Source organism: Pseudomonas sp. LAIL14HWK12:I1, from assembly GCF_003202095.1.
Classification (GTDB): Bacteria; Pseudomonadota; Gammaproteobacteria; order Pseudomonadales; family Pseudomonadaceae; genus Aquipseudomonas; species Aquipseudomonas monteilii.
In genome coordinates, this window is sequence record NZ_QJKG01000003.1 from 252,445 (window position 1) to 271,974 (window position 19,530).

Annotated in this window: 18 protein-coding genes; 11 read left to right on the forward strand and 7 right to left on the reverse strand. The window is 63.4% G+C overall.

The window, feature by feature from the left end; genetic code table 11:
• Positions 1 to 36 precede the first annotated feature (36 nt).
• From D906_RS10525 to D906_RS10545, 5 genes are all read right to left on the reverse strand, one after another.
• The gene (locus D906_RS10525; protein ID WP_027609027.1) at positions 37 to 585 is read right to left on the reverse strand and encodes a PQQ-dependent catabolism-associated CXXCW motif protein; all 549 of its coding nucleotides are present in this window, start codon (positions 583 to 585) and stop codon (positions 37 to 39) included.
• Positions 586 to 727: 142 nt separating this feature from the next.
• Complete coding sequence (locus D906_RS10530) at positions 728 to 1,519, reverse strand: ABC transporter permease (protein ID WP_016714309.1); 792 nt, start codon at positions 1,517 to 1,519, stop codon at positions 728 to 730.
• Complete coding sequence (locus D906_RS10535) at positions 1,516 to 2,256, reverse strand: ABC transporter ATP-binding protein (RefSeq protein WP_019099523.1); 741 nt, start codon at positions 2,254 to 2,256, stop codon at positions 1,516 to 1,518. The genes D906_RS10530 and D906_RS10535 overlap by 4 nt, the downstream gene beginning before the upstream one ends.
• Positions 2,253 to 3,239: a YVTN family beta-propeller repeat protein gene (locus D906_RS10540; RefSeq protein WP_016714307.1), complete on the reverse strand. Its 987-nt coding sequence runs from the start codon at positions 3,237 to 3,239 to the stop codon at positions 2,253 to 2,255. Before D906_RS10540 ends, D906_RS10535 begins: the two co-directional genes overlap by 4 nt.
• Positions 3,240 to 3,269: 30 nt before the next feature.
• Positions 3,270 to 4,448, reverse strand: coding sequence for an ABC transporter substrate-binding protein (locus D906_RS10545; RefSeq protein ID WP_019099522.1), 1,179 nt, complete (start codon positions 4,446 to 4,448; stop codon positions 3,270 to 3,272).
• Between the two features lie 161 nt (positions 4,449 to 4,609).
• Here D906_RS10545 and D906_RS10550 point away from each other — a divergent pair, with 161 nt between their 5' ends.
• Positions 4,610 to 5,884: a histidine kinase gene (locus tag D906_RS10550; protein WP_019099521.1), complete on the forward strand. Its 1,275-nt coding sequence runs from the start codon at positions 4,610 to 4,612 to the stop codon at positions 5,882 to 5,884.
• Positions 5,884 to 6,522 (forward strand): response regulator transcription factor, encoded by a 639-nt coding sequence (locus D906_RS10555; RefSeq protein WP_016714304.1) that lies wholly within the window; start codon positions 5,884 to 5,886, stop codon positions 6,520 to 6,522. The genes D906_RS10550 and D906_RS10555 overlap by 1 nt, the downstream gene beginning before the upstream one ends.
• 94 nt (positions 6,523 to 6,616) lie before the next feature.
• On the opposite strand, the gene D906_RS10560 is transcribed toward D906_RS10555, so the two are convergent.
• Both D906_RS10560 and exaA read right to left on the reverse strand, forming a co-directional pair.
• On the reverse strand, positions 6,617 to 7,276 hold the full coding sequence (locus tag D906_RS10560; protein ID WP_019099520.1) for a pentapeptide repeat-containing protein: 660 nt from the start codon (positions 7,274 to 7,276) through the stop codon (positions 6,617 to 6,619).
• Positions 7,277 to 7,342: 66 nt separating this feature from the next.
• Complete coding sequence (gene exaA, locus D906_RS10565) at positions 7,343 to 9,238, reverse strand: quinoprotein ethanol dehydrogenase (protein WP_033693183.1); 1,896 nt, start codon at positions 9,236 to 9,238, stop codon at positions 7,343 to 7,345.
• A 254-nt stretch (positions 9,239 to 9,492) separates the two neighbouring features.
• Here exaA and pedF point away from each other — a divergent pair, with 254 nt between their 5' ends.
• The 9 genes from pedF (at position 9,493) to D906_RS10610 (ending at position 19,516) form a co-directional block, all read left to right on the forward strand.
• The gene (gene pedF, locus D906_RS10570; protein WP_016714301.1) at positions 9,493 to 9,954 is read left to right on the forward strand and encodes a cytochrome c-550 PedF; all 462 of its coding nucleotides are present in this window, start codon (positions 9,493 to 9,495) and stop codon (positions 9,952 to 9,954) included.
• Positions 9,955 to 9,959: 5 nt separating this feature from the next.
• Complete coding sequence (locus D906_RS10575; protein WP_019099518.1) at positions 9,960 to 10,835, forward strand: ABC transporter substrate-binding protein; 876 nt, start codon at positions 9,960 to 9,962, stop codon at positions 10,833 to 10,835.
• Positions 10,836 to 10,844: 9 nt separating this feature from the next.
• Positions 10,845 to 11,606 carry a quinoprotein dehydrogenase-associated SoxYZ-like carrier gene (locus D906_RS10580; RefSeq protein WP_027609025.1) on the forward strand — a complete coding sequence of 254 codons (762 nt, stop codon included), beginning with the start codon at positions 10,845 to 10,847 and terminating at the stop codon, positions 11,604 to 11,606.
• A 39-nt stretch (positions 11,607 to 11,645) separates the two neighbouring features.
• The gene (locus tag D906_RS10585) at positions 11,646 to 12,587 is read left to right on the forward strand and encodes a quinoprotein relay system zinc metallohydrolase 1 (RefSeq protein ID WP_019099516.1); all 942 of its coding nucleotides are present in this window, start codon (positions 11,646 to 11,648) and stop codon (positions 12,585 to 12,587) included.
• Positions 12,588 to 12,793: 206 nt separating this feature from the next.
• Positions 12,794 to 14,581, forward strand: a complete 1,788-nt coding sequence (gene pedH / locus D906_RS10590; protein WP_019099515.1) for a PQQ-dependent alcohol dehydrogenase PedH — start codon at positions 12,794 to 12,796, stop codon at positions 14,579 to 14,581.
• 133 nt (positions 14,582 to 14,714) lie between these two features.
• On the forward strand, positions 14,715 to 16,235 hold the full coding sequence (locus D906_RS10595) for an aldehyde dehydrogenase family protein (RefSeq protein WP_019099514.1): 1,521 nt from the start codon (positions 14,715 to 14,717) through the stop codon (positions 16,233 to 16,235).
• 229 nt (positions 16,236 to 16,464) lie between these two features.
• Positions 16,465 to 16,536, forward strand: a complete 72-nt coding sequence (pqqA, locus tag D906_RS10600; RefSeq protein WP_010455123.1) for a pyrroloquinoline quinone precursor peptide PqqA — start codon at positions 16,465 to 16,467, stop codon at positions 16,534 to 16,536.
• 144 nt (positions 16,537 to 16,680) lie between these two features.
• Positions 16,681 to 17,844 (forward strand): alcohol dehydrogenase-like regulatory protein ErcA, encoded by a 1,164-nt coding sequence (ercA, locus tag D906_RS10605; protein WP_016714295.1) that lies wholly within the window; start codon positions 16,681 to 16,683, stop codon positions 17,842 to 17,844.
• The gene (locus tag D906_RS10610; protein ID WP_019099513.1) at positions 17,828 to 19,516 is read left to right on the forward strand and encodes a NahK/ErcS family hybrid sensor histidine kinase/response regulator; all 1,689 of its coding nucleotides are present in this window, start codon (positions 17,828 to 17,830) and stop codon (positions 19,514 to 19,516) included. The genes ercA and D906_RS10610 overlap by 17 nt, the downstream gene beginning before the upstream one ends.
• Positions 19,517 to 19,530 lie beyond the last annotated feature (14 nt).

Genomic DNA, 19,530 nt, shown 5'->3' on the forward strand with positions numbered 1-19,530 from the left:
TTATTGGAGGGGGCGGGGCACGCATTTACAGGCAGTTCAGGGAAAGGGTACAGGTTGCGCTGGCTGCAGCGGCAGGTTGGCCTGCTGCCAGGCGTCCAGGCCGTCGCGGTACCAGTACAGGTTGTTGTAGCCCAGGGCTTTAGCGCGTTTTACCGCGTTCCAGCTTAACCAGCAATCGGAGCGGCAATAAAAAACCAGGGGGTGCTCCGGGCGCCCGGCAGTGGCTTTTTGCAGGTTGCGCACGAAGTAGTCCTGCCAGGCCGGGCTCAGCTCGCCGTCGCCGGTGTTGGCCAGCCAAAGGCTACCCGGGAGGTTGGCGTGCGGTTCGTCTTCGATGAATTGGCCTTGCAGCCATTGGCGGCGATAGACGTCGATCAGTACTGGCCTGGGGCTTTGTGCCAGCAGGTTTTGCAGCGTGGCGGTGTCGATGACCTGGCCGCCCTCGACCTGTTGCGGGGTCGGGCTGCGGTAGAGGGTGGCGCGGTAGCCTTCGGCGGAAAACAGCGGGGTGGTGTCGGCCTGGGCGATACCCAGTGACAGACACAGCGAAAGGGCAGCCAGCAAAGGGCGCGGGGCACGTGGCATGGTTTTATCCTTTTTGTTATAGGCCCATTACATGCCAGTGGTGGTGTGTTGTGAATGCGACGATCAGACAGCAAAGGCAGTACTAAAGTAGTAGGCACTGCTCAGGAAGATGGGGCCATAAAGCAGCCCCAGGCAGGAGGCTTCAGCGCGGCTTGCGCAGCGCGGCATGCTGAGGGTTGAAAGTGAGTATCGCCAGCAGGGTGAACAGCACGGTCAAGCCAAGGCATACAGCCAGTGCCAGCAGGTTCAACCGCTCATACAGGGCGAACCGCACCAGCTCCACGGCATGGGTGAACGGGTTCACCGCACACAGCCAGTACAGCCACTGGCTGGCCTCGCGCATCTTCCACAGCGGGTACAACGCCGAAGACAGGAAAAACAGCGGGAAGATCACGAAGTTCATCACCCCGGCAAAGTTCTCCAGCTGGCGGATCGCGTTCGACAGCAGCAGCCCCAGGGCACTGAGCATCAACGCTACCAGCAGCATTGCCGGCAGCGCCAGCAGCAGGCCCGCCGCTGGCGGCTGTACGCCGTACAGCCAGGCGATGGCGAGGAAGGCATACACCTGCAGCAGGGAAATCAACGCGGTCGCCAACAGCTTGCTGCCCAGCAGGAACGGCCGTGGCAACGGGCTGGTCAGCAGCACGCGCATGCTGCCCATCTCCCGGTCATACACCATCGACAGCGAGCCCTGCATGCCATTGAACAGCAAGATCATGCAGGCCAGGCCCGGGATGATGTACACCTCATAGGGAATGTAGGTGTCGTAGGGCTCGATGATGGCAATGCCCAGGGCCGCACGAAACCCGGCGGCGAACACCAGCAACCACAGCAGCGGACGCACCAGCGCACTGAGCAGGCGCGTGCGCTGCATCACGAAGCGTAGCCATTCGCGCAGCATGATGCCGTTGAAACATTGCCAGTAAGCGTTCATTGGGCATTGGCTCCTGAGGGCGCGCTGGTCAGCCGGGCAAAGGCATTGTCGAGGTCGCCACCGTGCTCCAGGCTCAGGGCGTCGGCGGTACCGCGTGCTACCAGGCGGCCTTGATGCAGAATCAGCAGGTCATCGCTGGGCTGGACCTCGTCCAGCAGGTGGGTGGTCCACAGCACGCTGAGCTGCTGCTCGCGGCACAGCCGCCGCACGTGCTGGTTGAGGGCCAGGCGGCTGGCCGGGTCGAGGCCGACACTGGCTTCGTCAAGCAGTAGCAGGCGTGGTTCGTGCAGCAGGGCGCGTGCAATCTCCACCCGGCGCCGATGGCCGATATTCAGCGCACGAACACGCTCATGCCGACGTTCGCCCAGGCCTTGACGGGCCAGTTCGGCGTCGACCCGTTGGCTGCTCTGGCGCCGCGACAGGCCATGCAGCGCCGCGTGGTAGCGCAAGTTCTGTTCAACGGTCAGGTCCAGGTCGAGGGTGCTTTGCTGAAACACCACGCCCAGCTGGCGCAAGGCCGGGCGTGCGGCATTGCGCAGCGAGCAGCCGCCTACGCGGATGTCGCCGTGCTGCAGGTCGTACAGGCGCGTAAGCAGGGCGATAAGTGTCGATTTGCCGGCCCCGTTGGGGCCCAGCAATGCGGCGAATCGCCCTGGCGCCAGGCTGAACCCGACCTGTTTGAGTGCCGCGCGCTGGCCATAGGCAAAGCTTACATCACTGACGTCGAGGGCGTTCATGGTGTGACCACCACACCCCAGGGGTAGCGCCCGACCTTCACCGACTTGAGCACTTTGAGGTTTTTTGCATCGATGACCGAGACATCGCCGCTGACGCCGTTGGTGGCCAGCAACTGGCTCTGGTCCGGGGTGAACGCCAGCTGCCAGACACGCCGCCCGACCAGCAGGTAGTCGAGCACCTCGTAGGTGTTGGCATCGATCACCGCCACATGGTTGGCCGGGCCCAGGGCGACGAAGGCGTACTTGCCATCGGCGCTGAGCTTGATGCCCACCGGCTGGACCTTGTCCGGGTGTACGCCCTTGATCTGGAAGTTCAGGGTTTTGAGTACCTGGCGCGTGGCCACGTCGAGAATGGTCACCGTGCCGCCGATTTCCGCCGATGCCCACAGCCGCGAGCCGTCCTTGTTGAACTCGACGAAGCGTGGCCGCTGATCGACCAAGGTGCTGTCGGCCAGGGTCTGGGTGCTGGTGTCGATCCAGTGCAGCATGTTGGTGGTTTCGCTGGTGTTGACTGCCCATTTGCCGTCAGGGCTGACCGCCATGCCTTCGGGTTCGATGCCAACGTCGATCTGCCCCAGCACCTTGTCGGTGACGGTGTCGATCACTGTCACCAGCGCGTCGTCCTCGTTGGACACGTACAGCCAGCGGTCGTTGGGGTGCAGGGCGAACTGCTCGGGGTCCTTGCCGGAGGGCAGCTCCTTGATGATCGTGCGGGTGGCCACGTCCATCACCTGCACCCGGTCCGAATCGCTGGCGCAGATGTACAGCAGTTTGTTGTCGTGGGACAGCAGCAGGCCGCGCGGGCGCTGGCCGACCGGCAAGGTGTCGGTGACTTCAAGCGTTTGCATGTCGATCAGGCTGAGGCTGTTGTCCTTCTCGTTGGAGACCCAGGCAGTGGCAGCCATGGTGTGCCCGCTGGCCAGTGCCAAGGCGGCCGATAGCAGGCTGGGGCAAAGCAAGGCCCTGTGAAAGAGGCGGCGCATGGCGGATTCCTTATTGTTGTGGTGATCGGGTCAGGGGTAGCTGCAGGTCACTTCGGGCTTGTCGTAGCCCAGGCTGTCCATTTCGTTGAAGGGGTGCAGGAAACCTTCCTGCGGTGAGGTGCTGACCAGGGCGCGCGGCTGTACCAGCGGGATTGGCTGGCGCAGTTCGCCGTTCCACGGGCGGTAGCTGAGCTTGCGGCCCTTGAACCCGTCTAGCGGCAACTGTTCGCTGAGCAGCAGTTGCTGCAACGCACGTGGTTCGGTCTGGCGCAGTTTGCTGACTGCACTGGCGACGCTGCGCACGGCCATCCAGGCGGCGAAATCGCGGTCGTTCATCCAGCGCCCGGCCTGGGCTTCGAAGCGTTTTTGCAGCTGCGCGGCGCCGAAGGTTTCCACGGTCTTGTGCCAGCCGGTGGGGGTCAGCCCCTGGGTGCCTGCCACCGGGCGCGGGTACCAGGTCTGGTAGGGCAGGTACTCGCCGAAGTCGCCGCGTTCGTCCGCCACAAGCACCACGTCGTATTCGGCGGTTTGCGTGAACAGCGGCATGTCGGCCTGGGCGCTGCGGCGCTGGTCGTTGTCGAAGGTCCAGGCTTTTTCTGCAACCAGCTGCATACCAAAGCGCTTCATCGCCCTGCGCAGGGCGGCGGCGTACGCCTGGTCGTCTTCGGTCTGGCCGACCACCAACAGTGCCCGCTGCCATTTGCGCAATACCATGAACTGCACCAGGGCGTCGGCCAGCATGGCCCGGCTCGGCAGGCTGTGCAGCACATTGCCCAGGCACTGGCTGCTGCGCAAGCTGTCGTCGGGGCTGCCGGCATTGAACAGCAGGCTGTCGGGCAGGGCGGCAGACAAGGCGCGCAGGCTGGCGGCCGGGGCATTTACCACGAACAGCCGCAGGCCCTGGTCGTGCTGGGCGTTGGCCGCCTGCAGCAAGGCTTCGGGGCTGTCGGCCGTGGCCTTGGTCAGTTGGAATCGCTGGTTCAGGAAGCGCCCCGTGCTGTTGCTGTCGACAATCGCCAGTTCCGCGCCTTGCAGCCCGGCATCGGCAGGTTCGGGGATGATGTTGGACAACAACGGGCCTGGCTCGGGGCGATAGTTCAGGTAGCCGATGCGTACCTGCAAGGGTTCTTCGGCGGGTGCCAGCGGTGCGCACAGCGCTGCGGCCAGGGCCAGCAGGCAGGTCAGGGCAAGAGGGGCAGGCTGGCGCATAACATACTCCACGGCAGATGGCGCCAGCATAGGAAGCCCACCGGGAGGGGGAAATATGCAGAAAGTAGCGCCCGGCCGGTACCAAGGTAGTAATTCGGCGTAGGTGCTGCGGCTTTACGATGGGAAACACGATGGGCTACAACGCCCAAGGAGAATCGTCTGTGCGCCCTGTCAACCTGTCGGCCCTGTGGCGGATCAACCTCTGGGTCACGTGCTGCTTCGCCCTGGTGACGCTGGCCTGTGCCGGCGTGCTGTTGCACCAGGCGGTGGCTGATGTCGAGCGTGAGTTGCAGTCTGCCGAAGCCGTGGTGGCTTACCTTGGCGACACCGCCGAACGTGACCCGGCAAGCCTGCAACCCCGGCTGACCCAGAGCCTGCGCCATGTGCGGGTACACTGGCTGGCGGCGGGGGAAGCACCGCAGCTACCGCCGCAGAGCGGCCTGGATGCCTGGCTGGGCCGCCAGCTGTTGGGTGAGCGGCACAGTAGCAGCCGGCTGCTGGACCTGAATGACGGGGCGCGGGTGCTGATCGCTGTAGATGCGCGGGATGAGATCGACGAAGTCTGGGATGCCTTGCAGCAACTGCTCGGCTTGTTCGGCCTGGCGTTGCTATTGAGCCTGTTGACCATCCGCTGGGCGGTACGGCGGGGCATGGGTTTGCTGGATGAGCTGCTGCAAGCCTTGCGTCAGGTCTCGGGCGGGCAGTTGACGGCCCGCCTGCGCGAGGCCGGCCTGCCGGAGGCCCGTCAGCTGGCGGAACACTTCAACCGCATGGCCGCCACCCTGGAGCAGACTCAGGCCGACAATACGCAACTGACGCAGGCCCTGCTGGCGGTGCAGGAGCAGGAACGCACCCACCTGGCGCAGACGCTGCACGACGACCTTGGCCAATACCTGGCAGGTATCCGTGCCCAGGTGTGCCTGTTGCGCATGGTGGCCGACCAGCCGACCGTGGTGGAGCAGACTGCGCAAGCCCTGGCACTCAATTGCGAACGCCTGCAACAGGGCTTTCGTGCGTTGGTACGTGACCTGTATCCGGTCGCGTTGCAACACATGCCGCTGGCTGAAGCCTTCGACCTGCTCGTCAACCAGTGGCAGGCCAGCCAGGGCATTGAATGCCGTTTGCGGGTTGGCGGGCACCTGCCAACGCTGCCCGGGGCGAGCCGCACGCACCTGTACCGGTTGCTGCAAGAGGCGCTGACCAATGTCGCCCGGCATGCCGGTGCCAGCCAGGTGCGGGTACGCCTGCAACGCAGTACCAAGGGCCTGCGCCTGCTGATTCGCGACAACGGCTGCGGAGCCCGTCAGCCGCAACGGCCCGGCGTAGGCTTGCATTCGATGGCCGAACGCGCCCGTAGCCTGGGGGGCGAACTGCGCATTTTCAGCCGCCCCGGGGTTGGCTGGGCACTGGCTCTGAATATTCCCTTGGAGGTGTGATGAATATTGTATTGGTCGATGACCATGCCGTGGTCCGCCAGGGCTATGCCAGCCTGCTGCGGGCGGTGTTGCCCACGATGGAAGTACGAGAGGCTGCCAGTGGCGAAGAGGCCTTGGCCCGGGTTCAGGAGCAAGTGCCTAATCTGGTGATCATGGATTTTGGCCTGCCTGGCATTAGCGGCCTTGAAACCACCCGCCGCCTGCGCCAGCGCCTGCCCCAGTTGCGGGTGCTGTTTTTCAGCATGCATGATGAGCTGCCGCTGGTGCGCCAGGCGCTTGAAGCCGGGGCCTTGGGTTACCTGACCAAAAACTCGGCGCCCGAGGTGTTGATCGAGGCGGTGCAGCGGGTGTTGGCCGGGCATGCCTACATCGAGCAGCCTTTGGCTACCCAGTTGGCTTGCACTTCACCACAAAACGCCAATGACCCGCGTTTGCAGCGCATGACCCAGCGTGAGTTGGAGATTTTCACGATGCTGGCCAAAGGCACCCCGGCGCGGGTGATTGCCGAGCAGTTGTGTATCAGCGCCAAGACCGTGTCCAATCATTTGACCTTGCTCAAGAGCAAGTTGCAGGTCAGCTCGCATGCCGAGCTGGTGCATCTGGGGATTGATCTGGGGGTGGTGAGGGTGGCGGGGTGATTCGACGTGCGGGATGCGGCGCCTGTGAGACCCAGCGCCGCCCGCGCGGCGCTGGGTCTCACAGGCGCTGAAGATGCCACGGCGAACCCTTCGCTCAATTATCCCAAGTCTCTGGGCACCCCTTGCACCCCTCCATGTTGGCCTCCTGAAAGTTCCCGTAATGCTGCCGCGCCCCGCGCAAATCGGCGCGTTCCAGGTTGCTCTGGCCAAATTTGGCTTCTTGCAGATTAGCGTCCCCCAGGTTGGCCTCTTGCAGGTCCGTCTTGCTCAGCCAGGCCATTTCCAGGTCTGCGGCCTGCAGGTTGGCGTGGTGCATCTTTGCCCCTGACAGCCGGGCGAACTGCAAGTAGGCCGCGCCGAGGTCGGCTTTCTCGAACTGCGCGCCTTGGGCGAACATGCCCCAGCCTTGAATGGCGACCAACTTGCTATTACTCAGGTCAGCCAGGCGCAGGTTGCTTTGCTGCAGGCTGGCGCGGGTCAGGTTGGCGCCTTGCAGGCGGGCCTTTTCCAGGTTGGCCAGGTCCAGCCGGGCATGGCGCAGGTCGGCCTCACGCAGGTCGGCGCCGGCCAGGTTCATCTTGCGCAGGTCCTGGTTGGCCAGGTTGGCGCCGCGAAGGTTGGCCCCCGGGCACTGGCTGGCTTCGGCAATCACGCAACCGTTGACGGTCAGGGGGGCATCGTTGCCATCGTCGTCGGCACCCACCGCCATGGCGGGTGACAGTACCAACAGCAAGGCAAATGGCAGGTAGTTCATGGTGAAAGGCTCCTGGCGGAAGATGAACAAAAGCGGGGAGGGGGTTGGCCCGCTCCCCGCTGGCGATCAACGTTGCGCGGTCTTGTTGTCCCAACTCGGGATCTTGAACACCCAGAACGAACCACCCTGGGCCACCGGCTTGGTCAGCTCAGCCATGTCTCCGCCCCATAACGGCACGGCGCCGCCGTAGCCCACGGTCACGCCGATGTACTGTTCGCCGTCCTGCTCCCAGGTAATGGGCGGCGAAACGATGCCGCTGCCGGTCTGGAACTTCCACAGCTCTTTGCCCGTCTTGGCGTCAAAGGCCTTGAAGAAGCCGTCACCGGTGCCGGTGAACACCAGGTTGCCTTTGGTGGCCAGTACGCCGGCCCATAGCGGCAGGTGCTCCTTGTGTTCCCACACCAGCTTGCCGGTGGTCGGGTCCATGGCCCGCAGGGTACCGACGTGGTCGTCGTACATGCGCTTGATGCGGAAGCCCATGCCCAGGTACGCCGAGCCTTTCTTGTAGTTCACTTCCTCGGTCCAGTACTCCTCCTTCCACTGGTTGCCGGGGATGTAGAACAGGCCGGTGTCCTGGCTGTAGGCCATGGGGTTCCAGTTCTTGCCACCGAGGAACGGCGGTGACACTTCCACCGGTTTTCCCTTGGTTTCACCCGGCAGCGGCTTGGCCGGGCGCTGGCCAGGGTTTTCTACCGGGCGACCGGTTTTCAGGTCGATGTGGCTGGCCCAGGTGATGTTGTCCACGAACGGGAAGGCATTCTGCAGCTTGCCGTTGTTGCGGTCGACCACGTAGAAGAAGCCGTTGCGGTCGGCGTGGGCGGTGGCCTTGACCACCTTGCCGTCTTTGTCCTTGTAGTCGAACAGCACCAGCTCGTTGTTGCCAGAGAAGTCCCAGGCATCGTTCGGCGTGTGCTGGTAGAACCACTTCACCTCGCCGGTGCTCGGGTCGACGCCGACCTGGCCCGAGGTATAGAGGCTGTCGTAGTCGTGGGGGTTGCCATCCTTGGAGGTGCGTGCCCAAGTGTTCCAGGGGCCGGGGTTACCAGCGCCGACGATGATGGTGTTGGTCTCGGCATCGAAGCTTGCACTTTGCCAAGGGGCGCCGCCGCCGTGGCTCCAGGCTTCGACCTTGCCGGTTTCGGTGGTTGGGTCATCTGGCCAAGACGGCGCCTTCACATCGCCGGTCGGGGTACTGTCCTTGCCGTTCAGGCGGCCCATGTGGCCTTCGACGAAGGGCCGCATCCACACTTCTTCACCCGTTTCCGGGTCGCGGGCGAACAGCTGGCCAACCACGCCGAACTCATCGCCGGAGCTGCCATGGATCAGCAGCACCTTGCCGCTGGTCTTGTCCTTGATCAGCACCGGGGCGCCGGTCATGGTGTAGCCGGCGCTGTGGTCGCCGAACTTCTTGTTCCACACCACCTTGCCGGTGTGCTTGTCCAGGGCGATGACCCGCGCGTCCAGGGTGCCGAAGTAGATCTTGTCGCCGTAGATCGCCGCCCCGCGGTTGACCACGTCGCAGCACGGGCGAATGTTGTCGGGCAGGCGGTGGTTGTAGGTCCACAGGCGTTTGCCGGTCTTGGCATCCAGGGCGAATACCCGCGAGTAAGAGCCGGTGACGTAGACCACGCCGTCACTGACGATGGCCTGGGATTCCTGGCCGCGCTGCTTCTCGTCACCGAAGGAATAGGACCAGGCCGGGGTGAGCTTGAATACGTTCTTGTCGTTGACCTGGGCCAACGGGCTCCAGCGTTGGGCGTTGGTGCCCATGCCGTATTGCAGCACGTCCTTGGTGGTCAGGTGGTCGTTGGCGATGTCTTCCCAGGTCACGTTCTTGCCGGCAGGTGCCGCTGGGGGAGTGGCCGCGATGGCCGCGTTGCTCAGGGCCAGGCTACCGGCCAGCAGCAGGGCCCGCACGCTGAGGGCCAGAGGGGAGAGGGCGGGTAGCGTTCTTGTTGTCATGGTTGCAGTTCCCTGTGGAGGTTTTGGCCTGCACAGGGTGCGGCGAGGCAGCCTTGGGCGGATACGGAAAATATCCCGCCTTTGCCGGGAAGAGTTCCCGAGCGGCACCTCAATTGGCCCTTCACCACAAGCCCTACTACCAAGGGAGTAAGGCCCGGCCACCAAAGCAGCATTCGGCCGCCTGCGGGCTGTTTTTAAGATGGCGGCACGGCCTCTGTGGTTGAGGCTTTGCGTGCAATGGTGAGGGCATAACAATGACAACAAAACGCAATGTGTTGCTGGCTACGGGGCTGCTGGCTGCGGCTGTGCTGAGCGGTACGGCCTGGGCTCATGGCAACGTGGTGCCCCAGGCGGTAGAGACCAAGGGCCTGACCCCGATCAAGGACGCTGGCGTAAGCCTGGACGGCGACGGCTGGGCGGCGGTCAACCCGTACCGTACGTCGCCGGAGCACGACAAGGCCGTGGAAATCGGTGCCTCTGCCTACAACCAGAACTGCGCCGCCTGCCATGGCCTTGAAGCCAAATCCGGGGGGATTGCCCCCGACCTGCGCATGCTCGATGCGGGTGAGGCGGGCGATGAGTGGTTCGTCGAGCGGGTACGCCATGGCGCGGTTCGCGACGGCCGCGTGTATATGCCGAAAATGGCCGACTACCTGAGCCAGGAAGCCTTGTGGGCGGTACGTACCTATCTGGACAGTGTGCACGTCGAGGAGTGACGGCCATGCGTCTGTGGGCGGTGCTGTTGAGTGGCCTGCTGCTGTGTTGCGCAGCGGCCCAGGCGCAGGTGCGCAACTATGACGCGATCATCGCTGCCGGCGAGTTGAAGGTGGCGGTGTACAAGGATTTTGCCCCCTACAGTTTCGAGGACCACGGCAAGCCCCGCGGTGTCGATGTGGAGCTGGCGCAGGCTCTGGCCACGGCCATGGGGGTGCGCCTGCATCTTATCTGGGCGCCGCCCGGGGAAAAGCTCGACGATGACCTGCGCGACTATATCTGGCGCGGCAGCCCGCTGCGCCACCAGCAGTTGGCCGACCTGATGATGCGGGTGCCTTATGACCACGACTATGCACAGAAGCGCAACGACGTGGGCGAGCTGGAAAACGGCCAGGTGGTGATGTTCGGCCCGTATCAGGCAGAGCGCTGGCAAGTCGCGTACGACCGCCGTCGACTGGCCTCGGTGGCCAGTGTGGCAGTGTTCCAGCAGCACCCCATCGGGGTCGAAGTGGACAGCGTGCCGTCGTTCTACCTGACGTCGGTATTCAACGGCATGCTCAGTGCCAAAACCCATCATTACCCCGGTGTGCAACAGGCATTCGCCGCGATGCAGGCCGGGCAGGTGGACGCGGTGATGGCCATGCGCGGCGAGGTTGACTGGCAGTTGCACCAGGCTGCCGACCCGCAACTGGCGCTGGCGGAAAACGCCTACCCCAACCTGGGCAAGCAGGCCTGGGAGATTGGCATGGCGGTTCATGAAAGCAACCGCCAGTTGGCCTATGCCGTGGAAGAAGCCCTCGAAGCGATGATTCGTGATGGCCGGCTCAAGGCCATGTATGCCGCTTACGGCCTGCGTTACGAGGTCCCGGAGATGTATCAATAGGAGCAGGCCATGAACTGGCGAGCGACTTTTTTGCTGGCCTGCTGGATGCCTTGTGCGGCCCTGGCGGCCACGCAAGGGACCCAGACAGACCCGGTACCCTCGGTAATGTGGGACTTCTACCACAAGCAGTTACTGGGACAGGCCGCGTTCGTCTTCGACGACCGGGTCAAGCTGCTGGCGCCGCCGTTTGCCGAGGACGCGCGCCAGGTGCCGCTGGAGATCGATGCCCGGGCGTTTTCTGGCGATGTGGTACGTATCATCGCCTGGGCGGAGCTGAACCCCTTGCCGCGTATTGTCGATTTCCAGCCCGGCGAGCGCGTGCTGCCCTGGTTGTCGATCCGCATCCGCATCGAACAGGCCACGCCGCTGCGCGCCGCGGTGCAGACGCGCGACGGCCTGTGGCATGTGGGCTCGACCCTGATCGACGCCGCTGGCGGTGGCTGCACCGCACCCAGTGTGGTGCGCACGCAACCGGGCTGGGAGGAGCACCTCGGCGAGGTGCTGGGCGGGCGCTACCCGCGTGGCGACAGCAGCCGCTTGCGCCTGCAGGTGGCTCACCCGATGGATAACGGCCTGGTCAGCGGCGTTCCCGAGTTCTTCCTCAACCAGGCCGAGTTGCAAGATGCGAACGGCCAACGCCTGGCCCACCTCGAGCTGTACCCGGCCGTCAGCGAAAACCCCAACCTCGGGTTCGACATCCAGGGCCCTGGGCCGACCCGGCTGGTGCTGCAGGACAACAGTGGCAACCAGTTCGAGGCGGCGGTGCCCTGACCCTTTTGCCCGACTTCACCCGTGACCAGAGGCGCCTGTATGCGTTGGATAGCGTTGTTGTTGCTGTGCCTGGGCCTGCCGGCCTGGGCTGACCTTGATTATCGGCTTGCACCTCGGCAAATAGCCGCAGATACCTGGCTATTGGAAGGCAGCACCGACAATTTCGCCAGGAGCAACGGCGGCAATATCGTCAACACCGCGTTCATCGTCACCGACAGCGGGGTGGTGGTGATCGACAGCGGGCCGTCAAAACGCTACGGCGAAGCCTTGCGCCAGGCCATTGCCGCCACCACCGACAAACCGGTGCTGGAGGTGCTGCTGACCCATCATCACCCCGACCATGTGCTGGGCAACCAGGCCTTCACCGATGTGCCTATCGGGGCCTTGGCGGGTACTGGTGATTTGTTGCGCCAGCAAGGCGATGCCATGGCCGAGAACATGTACCGCCTGGTCGGCGACTGGATGCGCGGCACCGAAGTCGTGCTGCCAACCCGTGTGCTGGAGGCGGGTATCCACGAGGTCGGCGGGCACCGGTTGCGTCTGCTGGCCTTGGGCGGACATACCGGTGCCGACCTGGCGATTCTGGATGAAAAGACCGGCGTGCTATTCGCCGGCGACCTGGTGTTCTACGAACGTGCCCTGACCACGCCCAACAGCCCGGGGCTGGAGGTGTGGCTGAAGGACCTGGACACCCTGCAAGCGCTGCCCTGGAAGCAGCTGGTACCCGGACATGGTCCGGTTGCCAGCGATGCCCGGCCCTTTGTGCAGATGCGCGACTACCTGGGCTGGCTGGATGGGTTGATGCGTGACGGCGCGGCGCGTGGCGATGACATGGCCGAGATGATTCGCAGCCCGATACCCGAGCGGTTTGCCGGTATCAGCCTGACGCGGTACGAGTTGATTCGCAGCGTCAGTCACCTGTATCCGCGTTATGAGCGTCAACAGCTGCGGCGCGTCGATCGGGACAGCGGGGATTTTTAGGGCTTGCCACGACATTTTTGCGCCTGTGAGATCGAGCGCCGCACGGGGGCGCTCAATGCGCGCGTCCACACAAATCCCAAGCCTATACCAAGGAACTAGAAATCTCCGCACTGCGGGCAATTGTTGGCAACCGGGTCGGGACCAAGAATTCCCGGCACACCGGGAAATTTTCCCGGATACAACAAAAAAATCCAAAGGTAGCCGTCATGACCCGATCCCCGCGTCGCCCCTTGTTCGCCGTGAGCCTGGTGTTCAGCGCCATGCTGCTTGCTGGCGCGGCCCACGCCGCTGTCAGCAACGAAGAAATCCTTCAGGACCCGAAGAACCCGCAGCAGATCGTGACCAATGGCCTAGGCGTGCAGGGCCAGCGCTACAGTCCGCTGGACCTGCTGAACGCCAATAACGTCAAGGAACTGCGGCCAGTCTGGGCGTTTTCCTTTGGTGGTGAGAAGCAGCGCGGCCAGCAGGCCCAGCCGCTGATCAAGGACGGGGTGATGTACCTGACCGGCTCCTACTCGCGGGTGTTCGCCGTGGACGCCCGCACTGGCAAGAAACTGTGGCAATACGATGCGCGCCTGCCGGATGACATTCGCCCGTGCTGCGACGTGATCAACCGGGGCGTGGCACTGTACGGCGACCTGGTGTTCTTCGGCACGCTGGACGCCAAGCTGGTGGCCTTGAACAAGGACACCGGCAAGGTGGTGTGGAGCAAGAAGGTGGCCGACCACAAGGAAGGCTATTCCATCAGTGCCGCGCCCATGATCGTCAACGGCAAGTTGATCACTGGCGTGGCCGGTGGCGAGTTTGGCGTTGTGGGCAAGATCCAGGCCTACAACCCGGAGAACGGCGAGCTGCTGTGGATGCGCCCTACCGTGGAAGGGCACATGGGCTACGTGTACAAAGACGGCAAGGCCATCGAGAACGGTATCTCCGGCGGTGAGGCGGGCAAGACCTGGCCAGGCGACCTGTGGAAGACCGGCGGCGCTGCGCCCTGGCTGGGCGGTTACTACGACCCGGAAACCAACCTGATCCTGTTTGGTACCGGCAACCCGGCACCATGGAACTCGCACCTGCGCCCTGGCGACAACCTGTATTCCTCGTCGCGCCTGGCGCTGAACCCGGACGACGGCACCATCAAGTGGCACTTCCAGAGCACGCCGCATGACGGCTGGGACTTCGACGGCGTCAACGAGCTGATCTCGTTCAACTACAAGGACGGCGGCAAGGAGATCAAGGCCGCCGCCACCGCCGACCGTAACGGTTTCTTCTACGTGCTGGACCGCACCAACGGCAAATTCATCCGTGGCTTCCCCTTCGTCGACAAGATCACTTGGGCCACGGGCCTGGACAAGGACGGGCGTCCTATCTACAACGAAGCCAGCCGTCCGGGCGCACCGGGTAGCGAGGCCAAGGGCAGCTCGGTATTCGTCGCGCCGGCCTTCCTCGGTGCCAAGAACTGGATGCCGATGGCCTACAACAAAGACACCGGGTTGTTCTACGTGCCGTCCAACGAGTGGGGCATGGACATCTGGAACGAAGGCATTGCCTACAAGAAGGGCGCGGCGTTCCTCGGTGCCGGCTTCACCATCAAACCGCTCAACGAAGACTACATTGGCGTGCTGCGTGCCATCGACCCGATCAGCGGCAAGGAAGTGTGGCGCCACAAGAACTACGCGCCGCTGTGGGGTGGGGTGCTGACCACCAAGGGCAACCTGGTGTTTACCGGTACGCCAGAAGGCTTCCTGCAGGCCTTCAACGCCAAGACCGGTGACAAGGTCTGGGAATTCCAGACAGGCTCTGGCGTGCTTGGCTCGCCGGTAACCTGGGAAATGGACGGCGAGCAATACGTCTCGGTGGTGTCCGGCTGGGGCGGCGCTGTACCGCTCTGGGGTGGCGAAGTGGCCAAGCGGGTCAAGGACTTCAACCAGGGCGGCATGCTCTGGACCTTCAAGCTGCCCAAGCAGTTGCAGCAAACGGCCAGCGCCAAGCCTTAAGGCCGAGGCCCTGCCGCCTACTACCAAATGAGGAGAGCCCCGCTGCCAACGATGCATTCGCCTGGCACGCGGGGCTTTTTACCATCGCTGCATCCCCTGTCGCTGGACAGGCACCGACCCACAGAGGCTCAGCATGATCTACGCACAACCCGGAACTCCAGGCGCCGTCGTGTCCTTCAAGCCACGCTACGGCAACTTCATCAATGGCGAGTTCGTGGCGCCGTTGGCTGGCCAATACTTCACCAACAGCTCGCCGGTTAATGGCCAGCCAATCGCCGAATTCCCGCGTTCAACCGCCCAGGACATCGATCGGGCGCTGGACGCTGCGCATGCCGCCGCCGAAGCCTGGGGCAAGACCTCGGTGCAGGACCGCGCCCTGGTGCTGCTGAAAATCGCCGACCGTATCGAGCAGAACCTGGAAGTGCTGGCCGTTACCGAAAGCTGGGACAACGGCAAGGCCGTGCGCGAAACGCTCAATGCCGACGTGCCGCTGGCGGCCGACCACTTCCGCTATTTCGCCGGCTGCATTCGTGCCCAGGAGGGCGGTGCGGCCGAGATCAACGAAGGCACCGTGGCCTACCACCTCCACGAACCGTTAGGCGTGGTCGGGCAAATCATCCCGTGGAACTTCCCGCTGCTGATGGCGGCCTGGAAGCTTGCCCCGGCCCTGGCTGCCGGCAACTGCGTAGTGCTCAAACCGGCTGAACAGACGCCGCTGTCGATCACCATTTTTGCCGAGCTGATAGCCGACCTGCTGCCGGCCGGCGTGCTGAACATCGTCCAGGGCTTTGGCCGTGAGGCTGGCGAGGCGTTGGCCACCAGCAAGCGCATTGCCAAGATTGCCTTCACCGGCTCTACCCCGGTGGGCTCGCACATCATGAAATGCGCCGCCGAGAACATCATCCCGTCTACTGTCGAACTGGGCGGCAAGTCGCCGAACATCTTCTTCGAAGACATCATGCAGGCGGAGCCCGCGTTCATCGAAAAGGCCGCCGAAGGCCTGGTACTGGCGTTCTTCAACCAGGGCGAAGTGTGCACCTGCCCGTCGCGGGCGCTGATCCAGGAGTCGATCTACGAGCCGTTCATGGCCGAGGTGATGAAGAAAATTGCCAAGATCACCCGGGGCAACCCGCTGGACACCGAGACCATGGTGGGCGCCCAGGCCTCGGAACAGCAATACGACAAGATCCTCTCTTATCTGGATATCGCCCGGGAAGAGGGTGCCCAGTTGCTCACCGGTGGTGCTGCCGAGCGGCTGCAAGGCGACCTGGCCACGGGTTACTACATCCAGCCGACCCTGCTCAGGGGCACCAATGCGATGCGCGTGTTCCAGGAGGAAATCTTCGGGCCGGTGGTGGGCGTGACCACCTTCAAGGACGAAGCCGAAGCGCTGGCGATTGCCAACGACACTGAGTTTGGCCTGGGTGCCGGCCTGTGGACCCGCGATATCAACCGTGCTTATCGCATGGGCCGTGGGATCAAGGCTGGCCGCGTGTGGACCAACTGCTATCACCTGTACCCGGCGCATGCGGCGTTTGGCGGGTACAAGAAGTCGGGGGTGGGGCGTGAGACCCACAAGATGATGCTTGACCACTATCAGCAGACCAAGAACTTGCTGGTGAGCTACGATATCAATCCGTTGGGCTTCTTCTAAACCGCATCGCGTTCTTCACGGGTAAACCCGCTCCCACAGGGATTGCACAATTTTCAAGACTTGTGCGGTACCTGGGGGAGCGGGTTTACCCGCGAATAGGTCGGCACAGGTGTCTTCTCCCTCCTACCAACGCACCCTGCAACTTCCTTCCAAAGTAGCATTCGGCTCAGTCCGTCCCCGTGCATTAATGCCTCTACCGGAATCCCCCGGCATAAGAAGAGGATTGCCCATGTGGAATAAACCCGCCTTTACCGACCTGCGCATCGGCTTTGAAGTGACGATGTATTTCGCCAATCGCTGATGTGCCGCCCGGCCATCGCCACGGTGGCCGGTTCCCCCTGATTACCTGTGGTGGAGCCAGTGCCACGCTTTGGTCTGGTTGCTTTCGCTGCGGGATGCTTTACGCTGGCAGTTACCTTCCAGAACAATAAGAACAGGCTTCACGATGAGCCAGAGTTTCAGCCCGCTTCGCAAGTTTGTATCGCCTGAAATCATCTTCGGTGCCGGTTGCCGGCATAACGTTGCCAATTACGCCAAAACCTTCGGCGCCCGCAAGGTGCTGGTGGTCAGCGACCCCGGCGTGATTGCCGCCGGCTGGGTGGCGGATGTGGAAGCCAGCCTGCAGGCGCAGGGCATCGACTACTGCCTGTACACGGCTGTATCGCCCAACCCACGGGTGGAAGAGGTGATGCTCGGCGCCGAGATCTACCGGCAAAACCACTGCGACGTGATCGTCGCCGTGGGTGGCGGCAGCCCGATGGATTGCGGCAAGGCCATCGGCATCGTGGTTGCCCATGGGCGCAGCATCCTCGAATTCGAAGGTGTGGACATGATCCGCGTGCCAAGCCCGCCGCTGATCCTGATCCCCACCACCGCCGGCACTTCGGCGGACGTGTCGCAGTTCGTGATCATTTCCAACCAGCAGGAACGCATGAAGTTCTCCATCGTCAGCAAGGCGGTGGTGCCGGATGTATCGCTGATCGACCCGCAAACCACCCTGAGCATGGACCCGTTCCTGTCGGCCTGTACCGGTATCGATGCGCTGGTGCATGCCATCGAAGCCTTCGTGTCCACCGGCCATGGCCCGCTGACCGACCCCCACGCGCTGGAAGCCATGCGCCTGATCAATGGCAACCTGGTGGAAATGATCGCCAACCCCACCGATATCGCCCTGCGCGAGAAGATCATGCTGGGCAGCATGCAGGCGGGGCTTGCGTTTTCCAACGCGATCCTGGGTGCAGTGCATGCCATGTCGCACAGCCTTGGCGGTTTCTTGGACCTGCCCCATGGCTTGTGCAACGCCGTGCTGGTGGAGCACGTGGTAGCGTTCAACTACAGCTCGGCGCCGGAGCGCTTCAAGGTGATTGCCGAGGTGTTCGGCATCGATTGCCGTGGCCTCAACCACCGGCAGATTTGCGGGCGCCTGGTGGACCACCTGATCGCCCTGAAGCACGCCATCGGCTTCCACGAAACCCTCGGCCTGCACGGCGTGCGCACGTCTGATATTCCGTTCCTGTCGCAGCATGCGATGGATGACCCGTGCATTCTCACCAATCCCCGCGCGTCGAGCCAGCGTGATGTCGAGGTGGTCTATGGCGAGGCCCTCTGACGAGCAGCAGCGGGCGTTGGCCGGGCTGCTGGGGCTTGGCGACCACTCCGCGCGCAAAAGCCACTATCCGGAGCTTTCTGCCCGCCTGGACGAACTGGAGGCCGAACGCAACCGCTATAAATGGCTGTTCGAAAACGCCGTGCACGGCATTTTCCAGGCCAGCCTGCAGGACGGCATGCGGGCCGCCAACCCGGCGTTAGCGCGCATGCTTGGCTACGACGACCCGCAAGCCGTGCTGTTTTCCCTGACTGACCTGGCCGCTCACCTGTTTGACGGCGGTGCCGAAGAATTGCAGGCGATTACCGCGATCCTCGCCCGTGACCGCAGCCTGCATGGCTACGAAACCCGCTTGCGGCGCAAGGACGGCAGCCACCTCGATGTGCTGATGAACCTGCTGCTCAAGCCCGGGCAGGAAGGGCTGGTGGAAGGTTTTGTCGCCGACATCACCGAACGCAAGCAGGCCCAGCAGCGTTTGCAACAGCTCAACGACGAACTGGAGCAACGGGTTGCTGCGCGTACCGATGAATTGCTGGAGGCCCGGGATGCCGCGCAAGCCGCCAACCGCAGCAAGGACAAATACCTCGCCGCCGCCAGCCATGATTTGCTGCAACCGCTGAACGCCGCCCGCCTGCTGATTTCCACCTTGCGCGAGCGGCCATTGCCAGAGGCGGAGCATGTGCTGGTGGAGCGTACGCACCAGGCCCTGGAAGGTGCCGAAGACCTGCTGACCGACCTGCTGGATATTTCCCGGCTCGACCAGGCAGCGGTCAAACCCGACGTGGCCGTGTACCGTCTCGACGAAGTCTTTGCGCCGCTGGTCTCGGAGTTCTGCACAGTGGCTGACGCGGCAGGCCTGAAGCTGCACGCGCGCATCGCTGACCATGCCATCAGCACCGACCTGCGGTTGCTGACGCGCATTTTGCGCAACTTCCTCAGCAACGCCTGCCGCTACACCGACGAAGGCCGGATTCTGCTGGGGGCCAGGCGCCGTGGCGAGCATCTGCGGCTTGAGGTGTGGGACACCGGCCGGGGCATTGCGGCGGATCGGCTGGATGCCATTTTCCTCGAATTCAACCAATTGGACGTCGGCCGCGCTGCGGATCGCAAAGGGGTGGGGCTGGGGCTGGCTATCGTTGAACGGATTGCCAAGATTCTGGGTTACCGGATCGAGGTGCGTTCATGGCCGGGGCGCGGCTCGATGTTCAGTATCGAGGTACCGATTGGCAAAGAAGTGCCACTGGCCGTTCACCAGGCTGTGCCGCTGCCAAGTGCCGGCAACCCGCTGCCGGGCCGTCGCTTGCTGGTGCTGGACAACGAAGTGAGCATCCTCGAGAGCATGGGCGCGTTGCTGGGGCAGTGGGGCTGTGAAGTGGTCACTGCAACCGATCAGGAGGCAGCTTTGCTGGCGTTGAAGGGGCGGGCTCCGGAATTGATCCTGGCCGATTACCACCTCGACCATGGTGTGGTGGGCTGCGAGGTGGTCAAGCACTTGCGTGAGCATTTTGCGGTTGCGATACCGGCGGTGATCATTACCGCAGACCGCAGCGACCAGTGCCGTCGGGGCTTGCAGAAATTGGGTGCACCGCTGCTGAACAAACCGGTCAAACCGGGGAAATTGCGGGCAGTGTTGAGTCAGTTGTTGAGAGAGGCCGCAATGTCATTAAACCAATAGAGCACTGCCGAAAG

Bases quoted from the DNA above. Each gene is read 5' to 3' on its own strand.
- D906_RS10525 (WP_027609027.1), bottom strand. From the start codon at position 585: ATGCCACGTGCCCCGCGCCCTTTGCTGGCTGCCCTTTCGCTGTGTCTG.
- D906_RS10530 (WP_016714309.1), bottom strand. From the start codon at position 1,519: ATGAACGCTTACTGGCAATGTTTCAACGGCATCATGCTGCGCGAATGG.
- D906_RS10535 (WP_019099523.1), bottom strand. From the start codon at position 2,256: ATGAACGCCCTCGACGTCAGTGATGTAAGCTTTGCCTATGGCCAGCGC.
- D906_RS10540 (WP_016714307.1), bottom strand. From the start codon at position 3,239: ATGCGCCGCCTCTTTCACAGGGCCTTGCTTTGCCCCAGCCTGCTATCG.
- D906_RS10545 (WP_019099522.1), bottom strand. From the start codon at position 4,448: ATGCGCCAGCCTGCCCCTCTTGCCCTGACCTGCCTGCTGGCCCTGGCC.
- D906_RS10555 (WP_016714304.1), top strand. From the start codon at position 5,884: ATGAATATTGTATTGGTCGATGACCATGCCGTGGTCCGCCAGGGCTAT.
- D906_RS10560 (WP_019099520.1), bottom strand. From the start codon at position 7,276: ATGAACTACCTGCCATTTGCCTTGCTGTTGGTACTGTCACCCGCCATG.
- exaA (WP_033693183.1), bottom strand. From the start codon at position 9,238: ATGACAACAAGAACGCTACCCGCCCTCTCCCCTCTGGCCCTCAGCGTG.
- pedF (WP_016714301.1), top strand. From the start codon at position 9,493: ATGACAACAAAACGCAATGTGTTGCTGGCTACGGGGCTGCTGGCTGCG.
- D906_RS10575 (WP_019099518.1), top strand. From the start codon at position 9,960: ATGCGTCTGTGGGCGGTGCTGTTGAGTGGCCTGCTGCTGTGTTGCGCA.
- D906_RS10580 (WP_027609025.1), top strand. From the start codon at position 10,845: ATGAACTGGCGAGCGACTTTTTTGCTGGCCTGCTGGATGCCTTGTGCG.
- D906_RS10585 (WP_019099516.1), top strand. From the start codon at position 11,646: ATGCGTTGGATAGCGTTGTTGTTGCTGTGCCTGGGCCTGCCGGCCTGG.
- pedH (WP_019099515.1), top strand. From the start codon at position 12,794: ATGACCCGATCCCCGCGTCGCCCCTTGTTCGCCGTGAGCCTGGTGTTC.
- D906_RS10595 (WP_019099514.1), top strand. From the start codon at position 14,715: ATGATCTACGCACAACCCGGAACTCCAGGCGCCGTCGTGTCCTTCAAG.
- ercA (WP_016714295.1), top strand. From the start codon at position 16,681: ATGAGCCAGAGTTTCAGCCCGCTTCGCAAGTTTGTATCGCCTGAAATC.
- D906_RS10610 (WP_019099513.1), top strand. From the start codon at position 17,828: ATGGCGAGGCCCTCTGACGAGCAGCAGCGGGCGTTGGCCGGGCTGCTG.